The sequence below is a fragment of the Allobosea caraganae genome (genome assembly GCF_003351345.1).
Classification (GTDB): domain Bacteria; phylum Pseudomonadota; class Alphaproteobacteria; order Rhizobiales; family Beijerinckiaceae; genus Allobosea; species Allobosea caraganae.
Genome location: NZ_QQTO01000001.1, coordinates 136370 through 158317, shown reverse-complemented (window position 1 = coordinate 158317; position 21948 = coordinate 136370). Strand labels below are relative to the sequence as shown.

The window sequence follows — 21948 nt, the reverse complement described above, 5'->3', positions numbered from 1 at the left end:
CGTCATCCCGGCCGGAGCGCAGCGTAGCGCCGGGATCCATCGTAAAGCTCCGGTGCTCTACGATGGATCCCGATCAGCGCCGCTTCGCGGCTTGTCCGGGATGACGCGTTTTAGAACACCCCGCGTAATCCTGACTGGTCGGACATCATTCCTCATGAAACTGCGCCCCGACACGCTGGCGATGACCGCCATCCTCGCCATGCTGACGGCGCTTGGCCCGCTCTCGACCGATTTCTACCTGCCCTCGCTGCCGCAGATCGTCGAGGTGATGAACACCACGGTCTCCGGCGCGCAGGCGACGCTCTCCTCCTTCCTGTTCGGCTTCGCTGGCGGCCAGATCATCTGGGGCCCGCTCTCCGACAGGCTCGGCCGCAAGCCGGTGCTGCTGACCGGGCTCGGCCTCTTCCTGATCGCGACGCTGGCCTGCTCGCTCGCGCCCTCGATCGAGGCGCTGACGGCGGCGCGCGCGTTCCAGGCGCTCGGCGCCTCCGGGCCGATCGTGCTCGGCCGCGCCATGGTGCGCGATCTCTATGACGGGCCGCGCGCCGGCCGCGAATTGGCGCGGATGGGGATGATCATGGGGCTGGTGCCGGCGGTCGCGCCGGTGATCGGCGGCATCCTGCAGGACCTCTATGGCTGGCGCTCGACCTTCATCGCCTCGCTCGTCTTCGCGCTCGGCCTGGCGGTGGCGATCGTGCTGGTCATGCCCGAGACCATCCGCGCCCGCTCGCCGGAGCGGCTCTCGCTCCTGGCGATCTTCCGCGGCTTCGGCGTGCTGCTGCAAAACCGGGCCTACCGGGTCTATGTCGGGCTGACCGCGCTCGCCTATGCCGGGCTCTTCGCCTTCATCTCCGGCTCGTCCTTCGTGCTGATCGGCATTTACGGCCTGTCGCCGCGCGATTACGGCCTGTCCTTCGGCTTCGGCGTGCTCGGCTTCATCCTCGGCACGATCATCGCGCAGCGCCTCGTCGGCAAGCGCGGCATGGACGGCGTCATCGCGCTCGGCGTGGCCTGCCTCGCGGCCGGCGGCGTGATCATGCTGGTCGCGCTCGCGAGCGGGGTCGGCGGCGCGCTCGGCGTGATCATCCCCTGGGCGATCTATGCCGCCGGCGTCGGCCTGACCATGCCGCAGGCCCAGGCTTCCGCGATGATGCCGTTTCCGGATCGCGCCGGGGCGGCCTCATCCTTCTCGGGCCTGTGCCAGATGCTGTTCTCGGCCTGCGTCGGCCTGCTCGTCGGCAAGCTGCTGCACGCTTCGGCCCTGCCGCTGCCGGCGGTGATGGCGACGCTCGGCGTCGCCGCGCTCGTGCTGTTCCACGCCTCGCGCGGAGTCCGGGCGAAGAAGGCCTGAGCGTTCTCCGGTGGCTTATTCTCAGCCCTCATCCTGAGGAGCAGGCTTTAGCCTGCGTCTCGAAGGATGGTTCAGTGGACTCGGGAGCCTCCTGGATCATCCTTCGAGACGCCGCTTCGCGGCTCCTCAGGATGAGGGCTGAATATCCAAACAGTCTCAGCCGCCGAACAGGCGCTCCAGGAAGTTGCGCTCCTGCGGCGCCGGCGGCACCCAGGCGCGGTCGCTGTCTGCCGTCTGGGTCGAGGCTGGCGGCTGCCCGCCCGCGACCGGCGCGCCATCGAAGATCGACCTGGGCGCGCCATGCCAGAGCCCGCCGGGCAGCGGCGACGGCTGCATCCCGACATGGGCGGTTTTCATGTACTTGCCCCAGATCTCGGCCGGCAGCCCACTGCCATAGACCCGCTTCATCGCGCTGTTGTCGTCATTGCCGAGCCAGACGGCGGTGACGAGCTTGGAGGTGAAGCCGACGAACCAGGCGTCGCGAAAGTCCTGCGTCGTGCCCGACTTGCCGCCGACCTCCCAGCCGGCAAGGTTGACCTTGCTGCCGGTGCCGCTGGTCATGGTCTCGTGGAACATCGCGTCCATCATCGAGAGCGGCTGGGGCTGGATCACCAGGCCGAAGCCGTTGCCCTTGCGCGCATAGAGCACCTTGCCGGTGGTCGTCTTCACCTCGCGGATGACGTAGGGCAGCACCGACTGGCCGCCATTGGCGAAGGTGGCGTAGGCGCTGGTGAGCTCGATCGGCGTCACCTCCGAGGTGCCGAGCGCCAGCGACGGATTGGCCTGCAGCGCCGAGGTGATGCCGAGGCGCTGCGCCGTGCGCACCACCTCCTTCGGCGTCACCTCCTGGTTGAGCTTCACCGCGATCGTGTTGATCGAATGGGCGAAGGCGGTCTGGAGCGTGATCGGGCCGCGATAGGTGCGGGTGTTGTTCTCCGGCTGCCAGCCTTTGATCGACACGGGCGAGTCGTCGCGGATCGTGTCCGGCGTCAGGCCGCGCTCGATCGCGGTCAGGTAGACGAAGGGCTTGAAGGACGAGCCCGGCTGGCGCTTGGCGGCGGTGGCGCGGTTGAACTGGCTCTTGGTGTAGTCGCGCCCGCCGATCAGCGCGCGCAGCGCCCCGTCCGGCGCCATCGAGACGACCGCGCCCTGGCTGATGCCCTGCTTGGCACCCTGCGCCGCGAGCGAATCGACCAGGATGGTCTCGGCCGAGGATTGCAGCTTGGTGTCGATCGTCGTCAGCACGGTGACGTCGCCCTCGACCGCGCCGATGAAGTCGTCGAGCACGTCCATGACGTAGTCGGCGGCATAGTTCACCGAGCCGGCGCCGACGCGCTCGGCCGCCTCGGCCGGCGCCACCAGAGCGGTCTTGGCCGAGGCCTGCGAGATGAAGCCCTGCTCGGCCATGGCCGCGATGACGAGCTTGGCCCGCGCTTCGGCGAGTTCGGGGTTGCGGTTCGGCGCCAGCCGCGAGGGTGCCTGCACCAGGCCGGCCAGCATCGCCGCCTCGGCGATCGTCACCGAGCGCGCCGATTTGTTGAAGTAGCGCTGCGCCGCGGCCTCGACGCCATAGGCGCCCGAGCCGAAATAGACCCGGTTGAGGTAGAGCTCGAGGATCTGGTCCTTGCTGTAGGTCTGCTCCAGCCAGAGCGCCAGGATCGCCTCCTGGATCTTGCGCGAGGCGGTGCGCTCCTGGGTCAGGAACAGGTTCTTGGCGAGCTGCTGCGTCAGGGTCGAGCCGCCCTGCATGCCGCCACGTCCGCGCAGGTTGGTGACCACGGCGCGGGTGATGCCGATCGGGTCGATGCCGAAATGCTCGTAGAAGCGCTTGTCCTCGATCGCGACGAAGGCCTTGGGCAGATAGGGCGGCACCTCGCCGATGGTGATCGTGCGCCCGCCGGTCTCGCCGCGATTGGCCAGCAGAGAGCCGTCGGCGGCCAGGATCGCGATGTTGGGCGGCCGCTTCGGCACGGTGAGCTGGTTGATCGGCGGCAATTGCGCGGCGTGATAGGCGATCAGCCCGCCCAGCCCGATCGCGCACCAGACGCCGAGCACGAGCATCCAATAGGCCAGCATGCCGAGCAGCGAGCGGCGCCTGCGCCCGCGTCGCCGGCCACCGCCGCCGCCCTTGGTGGATTTGTTGCGGCGCGGCTCCTCGCGTGGCGCCGGCTTGGCGGTGCCGCGATAGGAGCGGCTGGAGCGGTCGTCGGCGGACAGGCGCATGTCGGAATCGTCGCGGCTTCCGCCGCGCCCGCTCTCGAAGGACGGCTCGCGCCGCTCGCCGCCTCGTCTCGTCCGGTCGCTCATCCTGCCCCGTTCAGCCTGCACCCGCGCCCATGCGGCGCAGCGTTTTCAGACAGGATTCAAACATGGCGCTTTTAAGGGTCGGTTAAGCCCATGCGCGGGCGCAGAGCTGCGCTTGCAGCCGCGAAAGCGAACTGTGGTAAATCTGCCATTACTGCGCGCAACGCGCCGATCTGCCGGCACGGAAACGTTTATGTGAATTGAAAACCCATCGGAAGCCGACAGGGTGCGGCCTGCACGCGCGGCGGTTCTGGGCTGGGTTCCGCCGCTAAAGATGCCATCGCAACAAGGAAAGAGACATTCGATGTTCGATTCGTTGAGCCGCTACTCCCCGCAGGCGCTTGGCCTGCTCCGCATCGTCACCGCACTGATTTTCATCCTTCACGGCACCCAGAAGCTCTTCGGCTTCCCGGCCGCTCCCGCCAGCGGCCTGCCGGCGGCGTTCACGCTGTTCTGGTTCGGCGCGATCATCGAGACCTTCGGCGGCCTGGCGCTTCTGCTCGGCTTCCTGACCCGTCCGGTCGCCTTCCTCCTGGCTGGCGAGATGGCCGTCGCCTATTGGATGTTTCACGCCCCGCGCAGCCTCTACCCGACGCTGAACGGCGGCGACGCCGCGATCCTCTACTGCTTCATCTTCCTTTATCTGGTCACGGCCGGTGCCGGCGCCTGGAGCATCGACGGCAGCCGCTCGAAGGCGTGATCCGCCTCTCTTCCGTCATGGTCGGCCTTGTGCCGACCATCCACGTCTTCGCTCATCGCGGGCGGCGTTCAAGACGTGGATGCCCGGGACAAGCCCGAGCATGACGCGTAAAAAAAGCCCGCCTTCCTAAGGAAGGCGGGCTGCATTTTTGTAAGCACCGCCGAAATCAGACGGCGGCCGAGATCCAGCGCGAGAGATCGCTCTTGGGAGCCGCGCCGACCTTCTGCGAGGCCAGCTTGCCGTCCTTGAACAGCATCAGGGTCGGGATCGAGCGGATGCCGAACTGGGCGGGGATCGCCTGGTTCTCGTCGACGTTCATCTTCACGATCTTGACCTTGCCCTGCATCTCGCCGGCGATCTCCTCGAGCGCCGGGCCGATCATCCGGCAGGGGCCGCACCATTCGGCCCAGAAATCCACCACGACCGGCTCGGACGAGTTGAGGACATCGGCCTCGAAGCTCGCATCGGTCACCTTGTTCGTCGCCATGGCTTGGTCGCCTTTCAAAAAAAGAAGCAGCAGCGCTGCGTGTCGCCGACAAAGCTATGAATGCACCCCCTCCGGGTCAAGGCGCGCTCACAGTGCATTGAAGCAGGTCTACCCTGCGAGATTCGCCAGAACGGCGTCGAGCGCGGCAGAATCGGGCTCCAGCGTGGCGAGATTGGCGGTGTAGATCACCAAAGCGCGCACCGGCCGGCCCGGATATATCTGCCCGACCAGCGCCCGGTAGACCGCAAGCTGAGCCAAGGTGCCGGGCGGGATCGCGCCCGAATCGATCGGAGGCCGCGCCGCGGTCTTGAAATCGGCGATCAGGACGGCGCCGTCCGTGACGGCCAGCCGGTCGATCTGGCCGGAGACGCTGCGGATCGCGCCGCTCGGCAGCGTGATCGTGCCGGCAATCGGGACCTCGGCCAGCGAGCCCACTGCGAACAGTGCCGACAAGGTCGGATCCGCCAGCAGGGCGAGCGCCTGCGCCGCGATCTGCTCGCGCCGCGCCAGCGGCAGGCCGGCGCCGCGCATGGCGGTCAAGGCCTGCGCCGCCGCCTCGCGCCCACCCGACTCGATATCCGGCAGCACCTGCAGCAGCAGATGAGCCAGCCGCCCGGCCTGCGCCGCGGCTGCCAGGAACGGCCCATCGCCCGGCCGCTCGGCCGCGTCGGCGGCGCTGAGCGCGTTAGAGGGCTTCAGCGGCGGCAGGGGCTCGCTCTCGACTGGAACGGCGCGGCGCAGCCAGGCCGGTTCGATCATCGCGGGTTTCGCCGTGACGCTCTCCGGCCGGTCCAGCGGCTGCGGCATCGACACCATGAAGCGCTTGATCGCCTCCTGCCCGTCCGGCGCGGCGACGTCGCGCAGGCCGCTTGGCGAGGCGGCGAGCCCTGCCGCGATCATCGCGTACCAGCTGCCCTCCGGCGCCTCGCCCTTGGGTTGGGCGCCGCAGACGATCAGCCTGTCCTCGGCGCGGGTCATCGCGACATAGAGCAGGCGGTGATGCTCCTCGACGAATTGCGCGACGACCAGGTTCTTGGCCCGGCGCGTGGCTGTGGTGTCGGACGCCCGCGCCGGCGGCCAGATCGGCACCGGCGCGCCGAAGGGCGGCGCCACATCCATGATCTTCGGCAGGCGCTTCTCGCCGGGCTCCGGCGCGATATCGGCCAGGATCACGATGGTCGATTCCAGCCCCTTGGAGCCGTGCACGGTCATCACCCGGACCTCGCCGGCGCTGGTCGAGAGGTCGCGCTTCACCTCAGTGCCGGCATTGACGACGTGGTGCAGGAAGCCGGCGAGCGAGGGGCCGTGCTTGCGCTCGAAATCGAGCGCGGCGTTGAGGAAGGCGTCGAGCGCGTCGCCGGCCTCGGCGCCGAGCCGCGCCAGCGCGAGATTGCGCCCGCCGCCCGGCCCGAGCAGCCCGGCGAAGAAGCGGAACGGCCCGCAGCGCGCGGCCTCCTCGCCAAGCTCCGCCAGCCGCTGCTCGGCCGCAGCAAAGCGCGGCTCGTCCTGGCCGGCCTGCCGCAGGGCTGACAGCAGCGAGCCCGGCCGCTCCGGCGCGAAGCGCAACAGGTCCTCATCCGTGAAGGCGAAGAGCGGCGTCTTCAGCGTGGTCGCGAGCGCGAGGTCGTCGTCGGGCAGCAGCAGCGCCCGTCCCAGCACGACGAGATCCTCGACCGCCGGATGCTCGGCGAGACTGAGGCGGTCGCGCCCGGTCACCGGCACGCCGGCATCCTTCAGCGCCTTGACGATCGCCTCGAAGAGCGGCCCGCGCTGGCGCAGCAGGATCATCACGTCGCCGGCCCGGAACGGCCGGCCGAGATCGTCCCGGCCGTCGCGCTGCCAGCGCTTGAGCACGGTTGCGATGCGCTCGGCCAGCTTCACCGTGCCGCTGCGCCGCTCCGGCGCGTCGACCGGCGTCGTCCAGGCATCGGGCGGCTCGCTCTGGTCGTTGGCGGCGGTCGGCCAGAGATCGACCGTGCCGGGATCGTTGCGGCGCACGGTGTCGTGCAGCTCCGGCCGCTCGCTGCCGTCGAAGACGAGGCCGCGCGCATGCTCCGGCAGGGCGAAGACGGCATCGACCGCCTGCATGATGTCGGGCGCCGAGCGGAAGGAGGTGTTGAGGCTGACCGCCTCGAATTTCAGCTTGGCCGCGACGATGCGCTGCCCGAGCCGCCGGCGCTCCTCGCCGAAGGAGCGGGGAGCCGCGCCCTGGAAGCCGTAGATCGACTGCTTCTCGTCGCCGACGACGAAGATCGTGCGCGGCTTCGGCCCCCTGAGCGCCGCGCCCTCGCCGGCGGTGAACTCGTCGGCGAGCGCGCGCAGGATCGCCCATTGCGCCTCGCTGGTGTCCTGCGCCTCGTCGAGCAGGATGTGGTCGATGCCGGCATCGAGCTTGTAGAGCACCCAGGCCGCATCGACCCGCGCCAGCAGCGAGCGCGTCTTGGCGATCAGATCGTCGTAGTCGAGCAGCGAACGCTGCGCCTTGAGCCGCTGATAGGAGGCGAGCACGCGCGTCACCAGCAGGGCCAGCGCCGCGCTGCGGTCGCGCACCGCGATGGCGTTGAGCTGGTCCTGCGCGTTGGCGACAGCCGCATGCAGTTCCTCCAGCACCTCCATCAGGCCAGGCTCGAACTCGGATCTGCCCTTGCCGCGGATATTGGCGTTGATCGTGCCCTCAAGGGTGATGAAGCCGCTGCGGCAGGTCGCGACCGGATCGCCCGCAAAGCCCGCGGCCGTGACCGTCCGCAACGTCCCGGCAAAATTTTGGCGGGTGGCGCTGCCGGCATCGAGCGCCGCGATCAGCTCGCTCAGTCCCGAAAGGGCTCCAAGCTCGCGCCGGAAGTCATGCAGCACTGCCTCCGGCTTCAGGTCAGGCGCAATCGCGAGGAAAGCCGAGATGCCCGCGCGCATCTCCTGCGCCGCGCGTGGCCGGCCTGCGGCATCGCTGAACAGCGCGCGCTGGCGCAACGCCTCCTGCATGATCGCGTCAAAGGTGTCCTGCGCAGCCTGCTCGGCCAGCAGATGCAGCGCCTGCGCCTCGGCACCCCCAGGCTCCGCGGCTATCCCCGCCAGAAGCTCGCGCCGGGCATCGCGCAGCAATTCGGCCTGGGCCAGGTTATCCGCCACCTCGAAGCGCGGCGGCACGTTGGCCTCGAACGGCGCCGATTGCAGCACGCGGGTGCAGAAGGCGTGGATGGTCTCGATCTTCAGCCCACCCGGCGTCTCCAGCGCCTCGGCGAAGAGCCGGCGCGCCGCGTCGCGCTGGCCCGGCCGGGGCCGCTCGCCGGTCAACTTCTCCAATGCGGCGGTAAGATCGGCATCCGGCATGGTCGCCCAGTCGCCGAGCGCCCTGAAGACGCGGTTGGCCATGTTGGCCGCGGCCGCCTTGGTATAGGTGATGCAGAGCATGCGGCCGGGCGCGACGCCGTCCAGCAGTAGCCGCAGCACGCGGTTGACCAGCACATGCGTCTTGCCTGAGCCGGCATTGGCCGAGACCCAGGCGCTGAGATCGGGCTGCGCCGCCAGGGCCTGGCGCTGCTCGGTCTGCAGCGGGACGTTCCAGCCGGGCTTCACGGCTCGCCCCCGCTATCGTCGCCGCCGGGCGCCGCCGACCACTCCTTGACCCGCGCAAGCTGGTCATAGGGGCTGGCGAACCTGATGAACTCGGGCGCGCGCCGCGACAGATAGGCCTCGCGCCCGGTTCGCAGCGCGTCGAGATGCTCGATCAGCCGGTCGAGATGGCGCGTGGCGACGTCGGCCAGCGTCTCGCCGTCGAACTCGAGCGGCTTGTCCTTGGCCCAGCCCTTGGGGTCGTGGTGGAGCTTGAGGTAGAGCAGGGCCTCGACCGGCGTCGGGCCGACCATGTCGCGAAAGCCGGCGCGGGCGGCAAGCTCGGCCTCGAGCGTCAATTGCGGCGCAAAACCCTTCTCGACCTGCGCCTTGCTCGGCGGCGCGCCGGTCTTGAAGTCGATGATCCTGAGCGTCGGCAGCCGGGTGACCTCGACCCGGTCGGCCCGGCCGCTCAGGCGAAAGCTCGTCCCGTCCGCCAGCGCGAAGGTGTCGGCCGTGACGCGCTCGACCGCGACCTTCGCCAGCGTCGGCCGCCGCCTCTCCTCCCAGGCGATGAAATGCCCGGCCGTCAGCAGGAAGCGCGGCCACCAGAAAGCCTGCACCTCCGGCGTATCCGCAAAGTCGCGGAAGCGCTCGCCGCCGATACGGATCACCTGCGCCAGTGCATCGGCCGGCAATTGCTCGGGATAAGCCTTGGCGAAGCTCTCGACGATATCGTGCAGCAGCTTGCCGCGATCGGTGGCGCTCGGGTCCTCGATCAGCTCGGGCAGGGCGTCGAGCTTCAGGATCTTGCGGGCGAAGATCTGGTAGGGGTCGCGGTAGAGCGTCTCGATCTCGGTGACGCTGAGCGCCGTCGGCTGGAGATGGCGCGCCGGACGCGGCGCCGGCCGGCCGATCGGCTTCACCGCCGCGGGCTCGCCGAGCTTCGCGGCAAGGGCCGTCAGGCGCTTCCCTCTGTTCTCGGCCTCGGCCCAGACCGGCTTCGGCGTCACCGCCTTGAGCCGCTGCCAGAACCGAGAGGCGATGGTCTCGGCCTCGCCGGCCTTGCGGGCGCGACTCAACGTCACCTTCGCGGCCATGATTCCCGCAACGAAATCATGCGCGGTCTGGCCGATGCGGCGCTCCGGCGGCGACAGCCCCAGCTCGGCCCGCATCGGCCGGTTCAGGAAGGAATCGGTCTTGGTCTCCGGCGGCCAGACGGTCTCGATCAGCCCGCCGAGCACGACATGGTCGGCCTCCAGCAGGCGCGCTTCGAGCAGGCCCCAGATTTTGACGCGCGGATGGCCGGAGCCGGCGCGGCGCACGACCGTCTCGGCCAGCAGCCCGTCGAGGATGGCAACGAGGTCGCGCGCCCGGCCGCCTTCGGGCGCGTCGGGCAAGGCGCCGTCGATATCGTCGAACAGCCGCAGCAGCGCCTCGCCATCGGGGCCGGCGAAGGCGAGCGTGGCTCCGGTCTCGGTCAGGCTCAGCTCTTCGATGGCTTGGCGGGCGGCGCTGACGACGTCTGGGAAGGATGGGGCGGGTATTGCGAGCGCCTGGAGCAGCGGCGTCAGCGCAGTTTCCAGCGCCGCAAGCACTTGCCCGGCAGCAGCGATATCCTCGGCGCTCAGCCGCCGGCGCGGCAGCGGTGCATGTGACTCCGTCTGCAGCTTCGGCAGTCCGGCAAAACTGGCGCGCAGGCCGGCCAGCCCCTTCGCCACAGTCTCGCCGCGCCAGGCGCCGATCTCCAGCGCAGAGGCGCCCCGCGCCGCGATCTCACGCGTCAGGCCGAGCCGGCACAGCGGATGCGCCAGCAGGGCGACTGTGCCTGCGGGGGTCATCTCGGCAATCGCAGCGTCCAGGATCAGCCGAAGCAGGGCTCCGGCCGGCGCGCGCGCCAGCGGCAATCCGGCGGAATCATCGACCTCGACGTCCCAGCGCTTGAGTTCGACCGCGACGCGCTCGGCCAGCCCACGGTCGGGCGTGATCAGCGCCGCCTGCTTGTCAGGGTTCTCAAGCGTCTCGCGCAGCGCCACGGCGATGGCGAGCGCCTCCTCGCGCTCGTCGGCAGCCTCGATCAGGCTGATTCCGGCAAAGGCGGCCTCGGGATCCCCGGCGGCCAGCCGGCTTTCGAGCCCGGCCCAAAGCTCGGTGACCGATGCCGGCAGCATCGCCTCGCGTAGGATCGCGCCGCGCGCGAGGCGTGGCGCATCAGGCGCGGCGAGCGGCCGGACATCGTCGCGGACCGCTTCGAGCACATCAAGCAGATGGTGCAGCGCCGCCTGCGGGTGCGAGGGCGCCGGCTCCCTCTCGATCGCGTTCCAGGCCAGTTCCGGCAGGCCGAGGTCGAGATCGGGCAGCACCACCGCGCCATTGGGCAGCCGCGCGATCGCTGAGAGCAGCCGCGCCGTCGCAGGGATCGTGCCGGTCGAGCCCGCCGCGATGATCGGCCCGGTCGCGCCGCCCGAGAGCAGCCTCTGCCGCTCGGCCGCCAGCATGCGGTTGCGGAAGGCGGCAGGGTCGCAGGCGCCGCGCTCATTGAGGATCGCCGGCCAGGCTTCGGCGAGGATGGCGAGGAAGCTGGCATTGAGCTGCCAGACCTGGTCGAAGCGGCTGGCATCGAGCGTGGCCAGCCGCTCGACATCCACGCCCTCGGTCTGCATCTGGTCGAGCAGCGCCGCGAGATCGCCGGCAAGCCCCCAGGCCTCGCTCAGCGTCGCCGGCACCAGCGAGGGCTCGGATGGGTCGAGCTTGAGATGGCTGCGGTTGGCGGTGCGGCCCCAGGCATCGACCAGCTGCGTCAGCAGCATGCGCCGGGCCAGCTTGTCGATCGGACCGATCCGGTCCTGCGCCCAGGCTCCGGCGCCGATCTGCGCCGTCTCGGCCTCGTCGACATCGCCGAGCGGCACGATGCGGGGCAGCAGCAGCGGCTTGCCGCCGAGCTTGGCCGAGAGGCAGGCGGCGAAGGCGCGCGCCGCCCGGCGCGTCGGCAAATAGAGCGTGGCGCGCGCCATGGCCGCCGGATCGGCGGGGTCGTGGATTTTGCCGAAGCGCCCATCCAATACCGCCTGAGCCAGCACGTCGAGGAACGGCGCGCCGGCGGGGATGCTGAAGAGGTTGAGCGCGGGCACGAGGCCGCTCAGACCCGGAGCGCTTGCGCGGCGGCGAAGGCGGCCTCGGCCGGCGCGATCGCCTCGGGCGTGCCGACATGCAGCCATCGCCCGCGCAGGACCGTGCCGAACAGCGTGCCCGCCGCGATGGTGCGGTCGAAGAGCAGGTTGAGCGAGAACGGGCCGTCCGGCGTCTCCGCGAACAGCTCCGGCTTGATGATCGCGACGCCGGCATAGACGAAGGGCGCGCTCGCGGCCGCACCGCGCCGGGTTAGCCGGCCGGCGTCGTCGCGGAAGAAGTCGCCGGCGCCGTCGAAGCCGACGCTGCCCTTGCGCTCGGCCAGCAGCAACAGCATGTCCATCCGGCCTGCGTCCCAGGCCTCGGCCATGGCGGCGATGTTGGAATGCCCGCTCTCGCTCCAGAGCGAGTCGGAATTGACGTGGAAGAACGGCTCGCTGCCGAGCAATGGCAGCGCCTTCTTGACGCCGCCGCCGGTCTCCAGCAGCAGCGCGCGCTCATCCGAGATCGTCACGCGCGGGCTGCCGCGCCCGGCGACATGGGCCTCGATCTGCCCGGCGAGGTGGTGGACGTTGACCACGGCCTGCTCGACCCCAGCCTCGGCCAGCCGGTCGAGCGCATGGTCGAGCATCGTCTTGCCGCCGATTCTCACGAGCGGCTTCGGCAATCCGTCGGTGATCGGGCGCATGCGCTGGCCGAGCCCGGCCGCCAGAACCATCGCCCGGCGGATCGGCCGCGAACCGGTCTCAGTCACGCGAATCTCCCTGTCACGCCGTCACGCTATCAGGCACGGCGGGACGCGGCACTCAAGCCCATTCGCGGGCCGATTTGCGCTTGGGGCCTCAGCCCTCCGGCGCTTCGACGACCAGCGCGTTGTTGAGCACGCGGACGACCTCCTCTAGGCTCTCGCTGACGCCGAGGTTGAAGTCCTTTCCGAACGAGATGATCGTCTCGCTCGTGCCGCCCTTGTAAGTATAGACCACGCAGGTCTGCGCGGCGTTGACGAAGACCGGCTTCGAATCGATCGCGGATTTGAATTCGCAGAGCTTGGGCACTTGGATCTCCTGCCATCGCGGATCGGCTCGGCCGCGGCGCGTGGGTTTACTAGGGCGTTTCCCGATCGGATAGAATCGCGTCGGCCCTTGCCGTCATTGCGAGGAGCGTAAGCGACGAAGCAACCCAGGGGGTCTCGCTCGCCCAGTCCCCCTGGGTTGCTTCGCTGCGCTCGCAATGACGGTTCAGGCGGTCTCGAACAGCTTCGGCAGGTATTGCTGGTACCAGCCCTTCAGCTCGTCTAGTGCCGGATGTTCGAGGTTGCGGCGCAGATAGGCCTCGATGCGCGGCAGGTGCTTGAGATAGGCCGGCTTGCCGTCGCGCCGGTCGAGGCGGGCGAAGATGCCGGCGATCTTGGTGTTGCGCTGGGCGCCGAGGATCGCATAGGCGCGGGCGAAGGCGGCGAGGTCGAAACTCTCGTCCGTCGCCCGCCTCGCCGAGCCATAGGCGGCAAGCAGCCTGAGCTCCAGCGCCGCCGGCACGTCGACGCGCGCGTCCTGGCCAAGCGAGGCGAGGTCATAGGCCGGGTTGCCCAGCAGGGAATCCTGGAAGTCGATCAGCCCGAGCCTGGCATGGCCCTCGCGCTCCGGCAGCCAGATCAGGTTCGGCGAATGGAAGTCGCGCAGGGTCCAGGTCGAGGGCGCGTCCAGGACCTCGTCGAAGAGCCGGTCCCAGATCCGGCCGAACTCGGCCTTGGTCACGGCCGGCAAGGTCACGCCGGCGATATGCGGCGCGTACCATTCGAGCACGAGCTCGGTCTCGATCGTCAGCGCCTCGCGGTCATAGTCGGGGATGACGTGGTCGCGCCCCTCCGCCACCGGCAGGATGGTCGGCAGGGTATGGCGATGCAGGTCGGCGAGCAGCAGCGCCGCCGCCTCGTAGCGCTCGGGGATCGGGTTGCCGTCGTCGAGCACGCCGCCATCGCCGAGGTCCTCGATCAGCAGGAGACCGGCCGAGAGGTCCTGCGCCAGGATTTCGGGGGCGGAATAGCCGAGCGAGCGCAGGCCGCGATCCATCGCGACGAAGGCATCGACCGACTCGGCCAGATGCGCGATGGCGCTATAGGGCTTGCCGAGGCGGATCGCCGGCCCGTCCGGCCGCGCCGGCGAGATCATCAGGATCGCGGTCTCGCCGCTGTCCTGCGTCAACCGCTCATAGGCACGGGTCGAGGCGTCGCCGAGCATGAACTCGCGCCTGGCCTTCTCCCAACCGGCCGAATCAATCAGCTCGCGCGCCGCCACCGCGACCGAGAGCCGCGAGCGCCAGAGCACCCCGCCGGCGAGGCTGGCGACGCGGCCGGTCTCGGGGCGGTCGGGATCGACGTCGAGCACGATGTCGAGCCGGCGCCCGGCCGGCAGGCGCGTGCCGGCGCGATCCGGCCATTCGACCAGCGTGACGACACGGTCGAGATCCTCGATCAGGCCGATATCGTCGAGCTCGTCCGGCGAGCGGACGCGGTAGAGGTCGGCATGGAGCACGGTGCCGCGCGGCGTGTCGTAGCTCTGCACCAGCGTGAAGGTCGGGCTCGGCGCCTCCAGCGCCGTGTCATCCGCCAGCTCGCGCAGGATGGCGCGGGCCAGCAGCGACTTGCCGGCGCCGAGATGGCCGGAGAGCGCGACGATGTCGCCGGGCTTCAGGATCGCGGCGAGGTCGCGGCCGAGCCGCTCCGTCGCCGCCTCGTCCGCCAGCGCGATGAGATGCGCGCCGGCCCTAAGCGTATCGTCGCTCATTCAGCGGCGTCCGAGAGGGGCATGCCCTGCGAGGGGAAGATGGCGGTGACGCGCGTGCCGCGGCCCGGCGTCGAATCGAGTTCGACCTTGCCGCCATGCAGCTCGACGATCGAGCGCACGATCGAGAGGCCCAGGCCGACGCCGCGATGCTTGGAGCCGAGCGAATGGCTCTCGAACCGGTCGAACACCTTCTCCTTGACCTCGGCCGGGATGCCGCGGCCCTCGTCGGCGACGGTGATGCGGACATCGCCGCCGCTGCGGTCGGCGATGACCCTGATGGTCTGGCCGGGCGAGGAAAAGCCGATCGCGTTCGAGATCAGGTTGAACAGCACCTGGCGCAGCCGCTTGCCGTCGGCGCGCAGCGGCCCGGTCTGCGGGGAGATCTCGGTCTTGAGCGTGAGCTTGCTGTCCGTCAGCCGGTCATGCAGCCCGGCCGCGGCCTGGGCGATGGTCTCGGAGACGTCGACCTCGCCGAGTTCGAGCGCGAGCGCGCCATTGTCGATCGAGGCGAGGTCGAGGATGTCATTGATGATGGCGAGCAGCGCGCCCGACGAGCGCACGATATGGCCGGCATAGTCGCGCTGCTTCTCGTTCAGCGGGCCAACCGTCTCGGTGCCCAGCAGCTGCGCGAAGCCGATGATGTTGGTCAGCGGCGAGCGCAGCTCATACGAGACATGGTGGACGAAATCCTCGCGCAGCCGCGAGACCTTCTCCAGCGCCTCGTTCTTCTCGGTCAGCGCACGCTCGACGTTCACGCTGGCGGTGACGTCGGCGAAGGTGATCAGCGTCGCGCCATCAGGCAGGGGCGCGGCGGCGCAATCGAGCACCGAGCCGTCGCGGCGCTCCATCCGGCAGCCATAGTCCTCGCGCGCGTCGCGCACGCCGGTGACGGTGCTCTGGAGCTCGGTCCAGACCTCGTCATGCGGGTAGAGCGGGCGACAGAGCCGCACGACCTCGTCGATATGCGGCGCCGCGCTGGCGAGGTCGGCCGGGATCTTCCAGGCCTGGGCGAAGGCCGGGTTGGAGAGCTTGAGCCGCCCGTCCGAGCCGAACACGGCGACGCCCTCGCGCAGCGAGTCGAGCGTCTCGCGCTGCGTCCGCGACAGGGCGTTGAAGCGCGATTCCAGCGTGAAGCGCTCGGTCACGTCGTCGAAGAGATAGGTCACGCCGCCCTGCGGGTTGGGGCTGGCGACGACGTGGATCGTGCGTCCGTCCGGCAGGTACCACCAATCTTCGCTGGCGCGCAGGCTGGTATAGGCGGCCTGCACGCCGGCCTTCCAGCTGCGGTAGTCGCCGAGTTCGGGCAGGCGCCGCTCGGCCCGCAGCCGGTCGAGGATCTCGCCATCGCTCGGCTTGCCTTCGAGGAAGGCGGGATCGAGCGACCAGAGCGTCTCGAAGCCGGTGTTGGCGTAGACCAGCCGCTGCGAGGCGTCGAACACCGCGACCGCCGTCTTCAGCCGGTCGAGCGTGCGCACATGCGCGTCCATCTGGCGCTGCAGATCGACGCGCACCGCCTCCAGCTCGCTCATGTCGGTGGCGATGCCGGCAAAGCCGGTCGGGGTCGGCAGTTCCAGGATGTCGAGCGTGCGGCGCTGGCCGGCGACGACGGCGCGAGCCCGCGTCGAGAAGGTCTTGCCGTCATGGCGGGCCTGGGCCGCGCCCTCGCGCACGCCGCGCTCGAGCAGTTCGAGACCGCCCTTGACCGCCTCGGCCCCTTCGGTCGCCTCGACGGCGCGGGCATAGGCGGCGTTGGCCCAGCTCAGATGGCCGTGTGCATTGCGCGTCCAGACCGGCTGCGGCAGGCCCGACAGCAAGGTCGAGAGCGCGGCATGCTCGGCCGTCACCAGCTTGAACTCGTCCTGCAGCGCGAGCAGCTTGGCGCGCTCGCCCGTGACCTCGCGGAAGCGGATCACGGCGCGCCCCGCGACGGGCCGGCCGACGATATCGATGAAGGGCCCGGTCTTGCTCTTGAGCGTGAAGCCGAAGGCCTCGCCGCGCTGCTTCAGCGCATCCGTCGCCAATTCCAGCCGCTTGGCCTCGGTCGGCGCCGCCCAGGTGCCGTAGGCGAGGGCGAGCGTCGCGCCGGGCGCGCCGAGGAAGCCGCTATTGCCCTCGAAGAGGGGCTCGGCGTTTTGGCCGTTCCAGCTCACCACGACCTGCGGGTCGGCGTCGAGCAAGGCCGTCAGCCGGTCCTGCTGGCCGCGCGCCGCTTCGAGGTTGCCGGCAAGCTCGGTCTCGCGGCGCTGCCAGCGGGCGCGCTCGCGCACGTAGACGATCGAGGTCGTCGCGGCGAAGACGACGAGCCCGGCGAGGATCACCGAGAGGCTGCCGGTGCTCAGCGTGCCGCTCGGCATCGGATTGAAGATCTCGGCCTGGGCGAAGGCGGCGGCGGGTGCGACGCCGATGGCGAGAGCCGGAATGAGCGCGCGTTGGTGCCTCGCGCCGCCGCTCCGTCCCTGTCGCCTCGACCGTCTCATCCTGCTTCCGCCATTCTCTTCGCAGCTTGCCGCGCCGTTCGGCGAGGCCGGAATCCAGGCGGCGCGCCGCCTCCGGACCGGACGCACGCACACCACCGCGACACCCCAATTTGAGCGTTGATCCGGCCCGCGCGAACGCGCCCCAAGCCCCGAATCAGCCCCACTCTAATCACCGCTGGAGTCCGGCAGGAAGTACTTAATGGCAGGTAAAGAGGCAGAAAATCGCAGCCGGACTGCGAGGACGCGGCAGCAATCAAGCAGTTGAGTCTGCCTCAACGCCTACATCTATTAGTAGTGTCTCGGGCCATTATCCCGGATGCATCGGGCACAAAAAAGGCCCGGCGCATGCGCCGGGCCTGGATATCTTCGCGCGAATACGCCTGTCAGTAGCGATACAGCTCCGGCTTGAACGGGCCGGTCTGCGGCACGCCGATGTACTTGGCCTGGGCGTCGTTCAGGACGGTCAGCTTGGCGCCGACCTTGGCGAGGTGGAGCGCCGCGACCTTCTCGTCGAGATGCTTGGGCAGCGTGTAGACCTTGGTCTCGTACTTGGCGTGGTGCTTCCAGAGCTCGATCTGGGCCAGGGTCTGGTTCGAGAACGAGCAGGACATCACGAAGGACGGGTGGCCGGTCGCGTTGCCGAGGTTCACCAGGCGGCCTTCCGAGAGCAGGATGATGCGCTTGCCGTCGGGGAACTCGACCTCGTCGACCTGCGGCTTGACGTTGTCCCACTTGAAGTTCTTCAAGCCGGCGACCTGAATCTCCGAGTCGAAATGGCCGATGTTGCAGACGATGGCGCGGTGCTTCATCGCGCGCATGTGGTCGACGGTGATGACGTCCAGGTTGCCGGTCGCGGTCACGTAGATGTCGCCGCGCGAGACGGCGTCTTCCATGGTGACGACCTCGTAGCCCTCCATCGCCGCCTGCAGCGCGCAGATCGGGTCGATCTCGGTGACGAGCACGCGGCAGCCGGCCTGGCGCAGCGAGGCGGCCGAGCCCTTGCCGACGTCGCCATAGCCGGCGACGACCGCGACCTTGCCCGACATCATGACGTCGGTGCCGCGGCGGATGGCGTCGACCAGCGATTCACGGCAGCCATAGAGGTTGTCGAATTTCGACTTGGTGACGGAGTCGTTGACGTTGATCGCCGGGAACGGCAGGCGGCTCGCCTTGGCGAGCTCGTAGAGCCGGTGCACGCCGGTGGTGGTCTCTTCCGAGACGCCCTTGATCGCGGCGCGGGTCTTGGTGAACCAGCCCGGATTGTCCTTGAGCTGGCGCTTGATCAGCTTGAAGAAGATCGTCTCTTCCTCGTTACCCGGCTTGTCGAGGAACTCGGCCTTGCCGGCCTCGGCCTCGGCGCCGAGGATGATCAGCATGGTCAGGTCGCCGCCATCGTCGAGGATCATGTTCGGGGTGCCGCCATCGCCCCAGGTCGCGGTGCGCAGCACGTATTCCCAGTAATCCTCCAGCGTCTCGCCCTTGATGGCGAAGACCGGCACGCCGGTCGCGGCGATCGCGGCGGCGGCATGGTCCTGGGTCGAGAAGATGTTGCAAGACGACCAGCGCACGTCGGCGCCAAGCTCCGTCAGCGTCTCGATCAGCACGGCGGTCTGGATGGTCATGTGCAGGCAGCCGGCGATGCGCGCACCCTTGAGCGGGGCCGCGCCCCTGTGCTCGGCGCGGATCGCCATCAGGCCCGGCATCTCGTCCTGGGCCATGTTGATTTCCTTGCGGCCGTAATCCGCAAGCGCAATGTCCTTGACGACGTAATCCGACACGGGGCTGCTCCACTGAAATGCTGAATGACGGCGGGTCTGTAGCAGCCCGCGCCGGGGAAGGCAATCAAAGATATAAAGATGTCTTTATGTGTTTGGTTGTGACCGTCGTCCCGTGCGCGCCGCTGCGCGCAGTGCCGCTGCGCAGACACGGGACCGCGCGCGGAAAGGGGCACTTCTCTCTGATGCCGGTTTAGAAGGGGGCGCCTCTTCCGGAGAACGGTCCCGCATCTGCGCAGCAGCATTGCATGCTGCGGCGCGTGCGGGATGACGGCGGGAGCTACTCGCCCTCGCCGAACCTGTCGGCCACCAGCGCCGCCAGCGCCTGCAGCGCCGCTTTCGCGTCGGTGCCCTTGGCCACCACGGTGATGGTCGAGCCGATGCCGGCGCCCAGCGTCAGGATGCCCATGATCGAGGTCGCGCCGACGGTCTCGCCGCAGCGGGTCACGGTGATGTCGGACTCGAAATTGGAGGCGCATTGCACGAATTTCGCCGTGGCGCGGGCGTGCAGGCCCTTCTTGTTGACGATCTGGAACTCGCCATAGACGGCGCCTTCCGGAATCTCGACCTCGGGGCAGTCGCCCTCGTCGCTGTAGCTCTCGTCCACGGCGGCCCTCATTTGCCCGCCAGGACGCGGCTGGCGACCGTGATGTACTTCCGGCCGGCATCCTGCGCGCTGCTCACCGCCTCGTCGAGGGTCTTCTCCTCGCGCACGCTGGCGAGCTTGATCAGCATCGGCAGGTTGATGCCGGCGACGACGTCGATCCGGCCGGGCTCCATCACCGAGATGGCGAGGTTGGACGGCGTGCCGCCGAACATGTCGGTCAGCACGATCACGCCGCTGCCGTTCTCGACCTGCTCGACCGCGGCGATGATGTCGCGGCGACGGCCTTCCATGTCGTCATCGGGGGCGATGGCGATGGTGGCGAGATTCTGTTGGGGTCCGACGACGTGTTCGAGCGCAGCCCGAAACTCGGTCGCCAGATGCCCATGCGTCACGAGGACGAGTCCGATCATTCGCAATGGCACCGGAGAGCGCTGGGCGCCCGGACAAGGTCGCGGTTTATGCGGCAGGTGCGAAGGATAGGCAAGATGGCGCGCTTAAAACTTGTCAAAATCTAGGCGCCAGGCTCGTCGAGGAACAGCCGGAGCGCCGCCAGAACCAGCCTTTCGTCGCCGGTCCGGCCCCAGATCGTCAGGCGCGGCAGGTCGATGCCGAGGATATGCTCGACCAGCGCCTCCGGTTCCGGCATCCGCTCCGGCTCCTCGCCGATGCAATCGACCACGAGCCGGATCACGGCGGCGGGGAGGTGGGGCTCCGGCGTCAACCCGAGCCCGCGCCGCTCAACCAGTCCTTCGAGCGGCGAGACCGGCCGGGCGATGAGCCTGCCGGCCCGCGCGCTGAGCGCGATCCGGTCGTCTCCGACCAGCCTGGCGAATAGACCCTGCTGTTTCGCAACTGCGAGAAGAGCCAGCGACAAGAAGGACTTGCCCGTGCCCGACGCCCCGCGGACGAGCAGCCCGGCCTCGCCGATCGCGACCGCGCTGGCATGGACGCGCTCGCTCGCGCCCTCTCGTCCGGGTTCGCGCATGGGCTGGCTCAGGCGGCTTGCGGCACGGCCGGCAGCTGCACCACGAAGCGCGCGCCGAGGCAGGCCTCAGCGTCGCTCTCGTTGTCGTTGGCCGGGTCGGAGCGGTTCTCGGCCCGGATGCTGCCGCGATGCGCCTCGATGATCTGGCGCGAGATTGACAGGCCGAGGCCCGAATTCTGGCCGAAGCCCTCGTTCGGCCGGTCGGTGTAGAAGCGCTCGAAGATGCGCTCCAGCGCGTGGTCGGGAATGCCGGGGCCGTCATCCTCGACGCTGACCAGCACGTCCGGCCCGACGCGCGACAGAATGACGCGCACCGGCGTGTCCGGCGGCGAGAACGAGCGGGCATTGTCGATCAGGTTGACCATGACCTGGCCGAGCCGGGAATCGTGGCCCATCACCAGGAAGTCGTTGGGCCCGCCCGGGCGCTGGCCGCCACGCCGCTCGATCTTCAGCTCGATGCCGGGCTGGCCCTCGCGGCGGACCTGGTTCTGCAGCCCGACCACGGCCTCCAGGACCTGCGCCATGTCGACCGGCTCGGCCTCGTTGCGGGCGAGCTCGGCATCGAGGCGCGAGGCGTCGGAGATGTCGGAGATCAGCCGGTCGAGCCTTCGGACGTCGTGCTGGATCACCGCCATCAGCCGGCTGCGGGCATCGTCGTTGCGGGCGCGCGGCAGGGTCTCGACGGCGCTGCGCAGCGAGGTCAGCGGGTTCTTCAGCTCGTGCGCCACGTCGGCAGCAAAGCTCTCGATCGCCTCGATGCGGGAGTAGAGCGCCTTGGTCATGTCGCGCAGCGAGCCGGAGAGGTGGCCGATCTCGTCGTGCCGGCCGGAGAAATCGGGGATCTCCTCGCGCGACTTGACGCCCCGGCGCACGCGCTGCGCCGCGTCGGCGAGCTTGCGGATGGGTTCGGCGATGGTGCCGGCGAGCAGCACCGAGAGCACGGTCATGACGCCGGCGGCGACCGCGAAGACCTGGAAGATCGCATAGCGCTCGCCGGCGATGATGCTGTCGATGTCTCCCCCTTGAGTCGAAAGCAGCAATGCGCCGCGCACGGCCCGGAAGCGCTGCACCGGCACGGCGACGGAGACGATGGTCTGCCCGCGCGTGTTGACCCGCACGATGCTGGCCGGGACGCCGTTCAGGGCGCGCGCCACCTCCGGGTAGGACCTGCCGTTGGCGTTCTCGAAATCGTCGTAGGTCGGCACGTCGGCGCGGCCGAGCCGATTGCGCAGCATGTTCCAGGTGCGCTCGAGCAGCGGCGGCTCGTCGGGCTCGCCCAGCCGCGGCAGGTCGAGGCGGAGGATGTCGCCGCGCGAGTAGAGGTTGCGCGAATCGAGCGTCAGCATCCCGTCCTTGTCGTAGACGCGGGCGCGGGTCTTGGTCGGCGTCACCAGGCGGCGCAGCAGCGGCGCGACCTTCTCGGGGTTGATCGAGAAGTCGAGCGGGTCGTCGGCGATGCCGGCGCTCTCGCCGGCCTGGAGCTGGAGCAGCTTGTCGGGGTCGATGGTGATCGAGTCGGTCTCGACCGTGGCCGAGGCCGCGATCGCGCCGGCGATGATCTCGCCCTGGGTCAGCAGGCTCTGCACCCGGGATTCGATCAGCCCCTCGCGGAACTGGTTGAGGTAGAGGAAGCCGACGAGCAGCGCGACGAGCCCGGCGAGGTTGAGCACGACGATGCGCCGGGTCAGGCTCGAGGCGGCGCGCCCGGAGATGGCGCGCAGCGTCCTGCGGCCGACGAGCATCAGCCGTCGGCGCAGCCCGGCGCCCCAGCTGGGGCTCTCCGACGAAACCCGGTTGTCAT

Annotated in this window: 15 protein-coding genes; 2 read left to right on the top strand and 13 right to left on the bottom strand. The window is 69.4% G+C overall.

Annotated elements, in window-relative coordinates; genetic code table 11:
• The first annotated feature begins 154 nt into the window (after window positions 1-154).
• Entirely contained in the window at window positions 155-1351 is a 1197-nt protein-coding gene (locus DWF00_RS00705) for a multidrug effflux MFS transporter (RefSeq protein ID WP_114828615.1), read from the top strand.
• A gap of 156 nt (window positions 1352-1507) precedes the next feature.
• Here the strand turns inward: DWF00_RS00705 and DWF00_RS00700 are convergent, their stop codons facing one another.
• Window positions 1508-3658: a transglycosylase domain-containing protein gene (locus DWF00_RS00700; RefSeq protein WP_245973689.1), complete on the bottom strand. Its 2151-nt coding sequence runs from the start codon at window positions 3656-3658 to the stop codon at window positions 1508-1510.
• Window positions 3659-3959: 301 nt separating this feature from the next.
• Here DWF00_RS00700 and DWF00_RS00695 point away from each other — a divergent pair, with 301 nt between their 5' ends.
• Window positions 3960-4355: a DoxX family protein gene (locus DWF00_RS00695; protein ID WP_114828614.1), complete on the top strand. Its 396-nt coding sequence runs from the start codon at window positions 3960-3962 to the stop codon at window positions 4353-4355.
• A gap of 166 nt (window positions 4356-4521) precedes the next feature.
• Here DWF00_RS00695 and trxA read toward each other — a convergent pair whose 3' ends face one another.
• The 12 genes from trxA to DWF00_RS00635 form a co-directional block, all read right to left on the bottom strand.
• Window positions 4522-4842, bottom strand: a complete 321-nt coding sequence (gene trxA / locus DWF00_RS00690) for a thioredoxin (protein WP_114828613.1) — start codon at window positions 4840-4842, stop codon at window positions 4522-4524.
• A 108-nt stretch (window positions 4843-4950) separates the two neighbouring features.
• Window positions 4951-8415, bottom strand: coding sequence for a double-strand break repair helicase AddA (gene addA, locus DWF00_RS00685; protein ID WP_114828612.1), 3465 nt, complete (start codon window positions 8413-8415; stop codon window positions 4951-4953).
• Window positions 8412-11522: a double-strand break repair protein AddB gene (gene addB, locus DWF00_RS00680; protein WP_181832571.1), complete on the bottom strand. Its 3111-nt coding sequence runs from the start codon at window positions 11520-11522 to the stop codon at window positions 8412-8414. Before addB ends, addA begins: the two co-directional genes overlap by 4 nt.
• 8 nt (window positions 11523-11530) lie before the next feature.
• Window positions 11531-12274 (bottom strand): nucleotidyltransferase family protein, encoded by a 744-nt coding sequence (locus DWF00_RS00675; protein WP_425453040.1) that lies wholly within the window; start codon window positions 12272-12274, stop codon window positions 11531-11533.
• 88 nt (window positions 12275-12362) lie between these two features.
• Entirely contained in the window at window positions 12363-12575 is a 213-nt protein-coding gene (locus DWF00_RS00670) for a hypothetical protein (protein WP_114828609.1), read from the bottom strand.
• 183 nt (window positions 12576-12758) lie between these two features.
• On the bottom strand, window positions 12759-14303 hold the full coding sequence (tsaE, locus tag DWF00_RS00665; protein WP_114828608.1) for a tRNA (adenosine(37)-N6)-threonylcarbamoyltransferase complex ATPase subunit type 1 TsaE: 1545 nt from the start codon (window positions 14301-14303) through the stop codon (window positions 12759-12761).
• The gene (locus DWF00_RS00660) at window positions 14300-16780 is read right to left on the bottom strand and encodes a sensor histidine kinase (RefSeq protein ID WP_114828607.1); all 2481 of its coding nucleotides are present in this window, start codon (window positions 16778-16780) and stop codon (window positions 14300-14302) included. The genes tsaE and DWF00_RS00660 overlap by 4 nt, the downstream gene beginning before the upstream one ends.
• Window positions 16781-17163: 383 nt before the next feature.
• Window positions 17164-18558 (bottom strand): adenosylhomocysteinase, encoded by a 1395-nt coding sequence (gene ahcY / locus DWF00_RS00655; RefSeq protein WP_114828606.1) that lies wholly within the window; start codon window positions 18556-18558, stop codon window positions 17164-17166.
• 277 nt (window positions 18559-18835) lie between these two features.
• Window positions 18836-19174, bottom strand: coding sequence for an HPr family phosphocarrier protein (locus DWF00_RS00650; RefSeq protein ID WP_114828605.1), 339 nt, complete (start codon window positions 19172-19174; stop codon window positions 18836-18838).
• Window positions 19171-19572 (bottom strand): PTS sugar transporter subunit IIA, encoded by a 402-nt coding sequence (locus DWF00_RS00645; RefSeq protein WP_114828604.1) that lies wholly within the window; start codon window positions 19570-19572, stop codon window positions 19171-19173. Before DWF00_RS00645 ends, DWF00_RS00650 begins: the two co-directional genes overlap by 4 nt.
• A gap of 101 nt (window positions 19573-19673) precedes the next feature.
• Window positions 19674-20147 carry an HPr kinase/phosphorylase gene (locus DWF00_RS00640; RefSeq protein ID WP_114828603.1) on the bottom strand — a complete coding sequence of 158 codons (474 nt, stop codon included), beginning with the start codon at window positions 20145-20147 and terminating at the stop codon, window positions 19674-19676.
• 8 nt (window positions 20148-20155) lie between these two features.
• On the bottom strand, window positions 20156-21889 hold the full coding sequence (locus DWF00_RS00635) for a sensor histidine kinase (RefSeq protein ID WP_210207878.1): 1734 nt from the start codon (window positions 21887-21889) through the stop codon (window positions 20156-20158).
• Window positions 21890-21948 lie beyond the last annotated feature (59 nt).

What these genes read in the sequence shown, in the direction of transcription:
- DWF00_RS00705 (WP_114828615.1), top strand. Translation starts at nt 155, where the DNA reads ATGAAACTGCGCCCCGACACGCTGGCGATGACCGCCATCCTCGCCATG.
- DWF00_RS00700 (WP_245973689.1), bottom strand. Translation starts at nt 3,658, where the DNA reads ATGAGCGACCGGACGAGACGAGGCGGCGAGCGGCGCGAGCCGTCCTTC.
- DWF00_RS00695 (WP_114828614.1), top strand. Translation starts at nt 3,960, where the DNA reads ATGTTCGATTCGTTGAGCCGCTACTCCCCGCAGGCGCTTGGCCTGCTC.
- trxA (WP_114828613.1), bottom strand. Translation starts at nt 4,842, where the DNA reads ATGGCGACGAACAAGGTGACCGATGCGAGCTTCGAGGCCGATGTCCTC.
- tsaE (WP_114828608.1), bottom strand. Translation starts at nt 14,303, where the DNA reads ATGAGCGACGATACGCTTAGGGCCGGCGCGCATCTCATCGCGCTGGCG.
- DWF00_RS00660 (WP_114828607.1), bottom strand. Translation starts at nt 16,780, where the DNA reads ATGAGACGGTCGAGGCGACAGGGACGGAGCGGCGGCGCGAGGCACCAA.
- DWF00_RS00650 (WP_114828605.1), bottom strand. Translation starts at nt 19,174, where the DNA reads ATGAGGGCCGCCGTGGACGAGAGCTACAGCGACGAGGGCGACTGCCCC.
- DWF00_RS00645 (WP_114828604.1), bottom strand. Translation starts at nt 19,572, where the DNA reads ATGATCGGACTCGTCCTCGTGACGCATGGGCATCTGGCGACCGAGTTT.
- DWF00_RS00640 (WP_114828603.1), bottom strand. Translation starts at nt 20,147, where the DNA reads ATGCGCGAACCCGGACGAGAGGGCGCGAGCGAGCGCGTCCATGCCAGC.
- DWF00_RS00635 (WP_210207878.1), bottom strand. Translation starts at nt 21,889, where the DNA reads ATGCTCGTCGGCCGCAGGACGCTGCGCGCCATCTCCGGGCGCGCCGCC.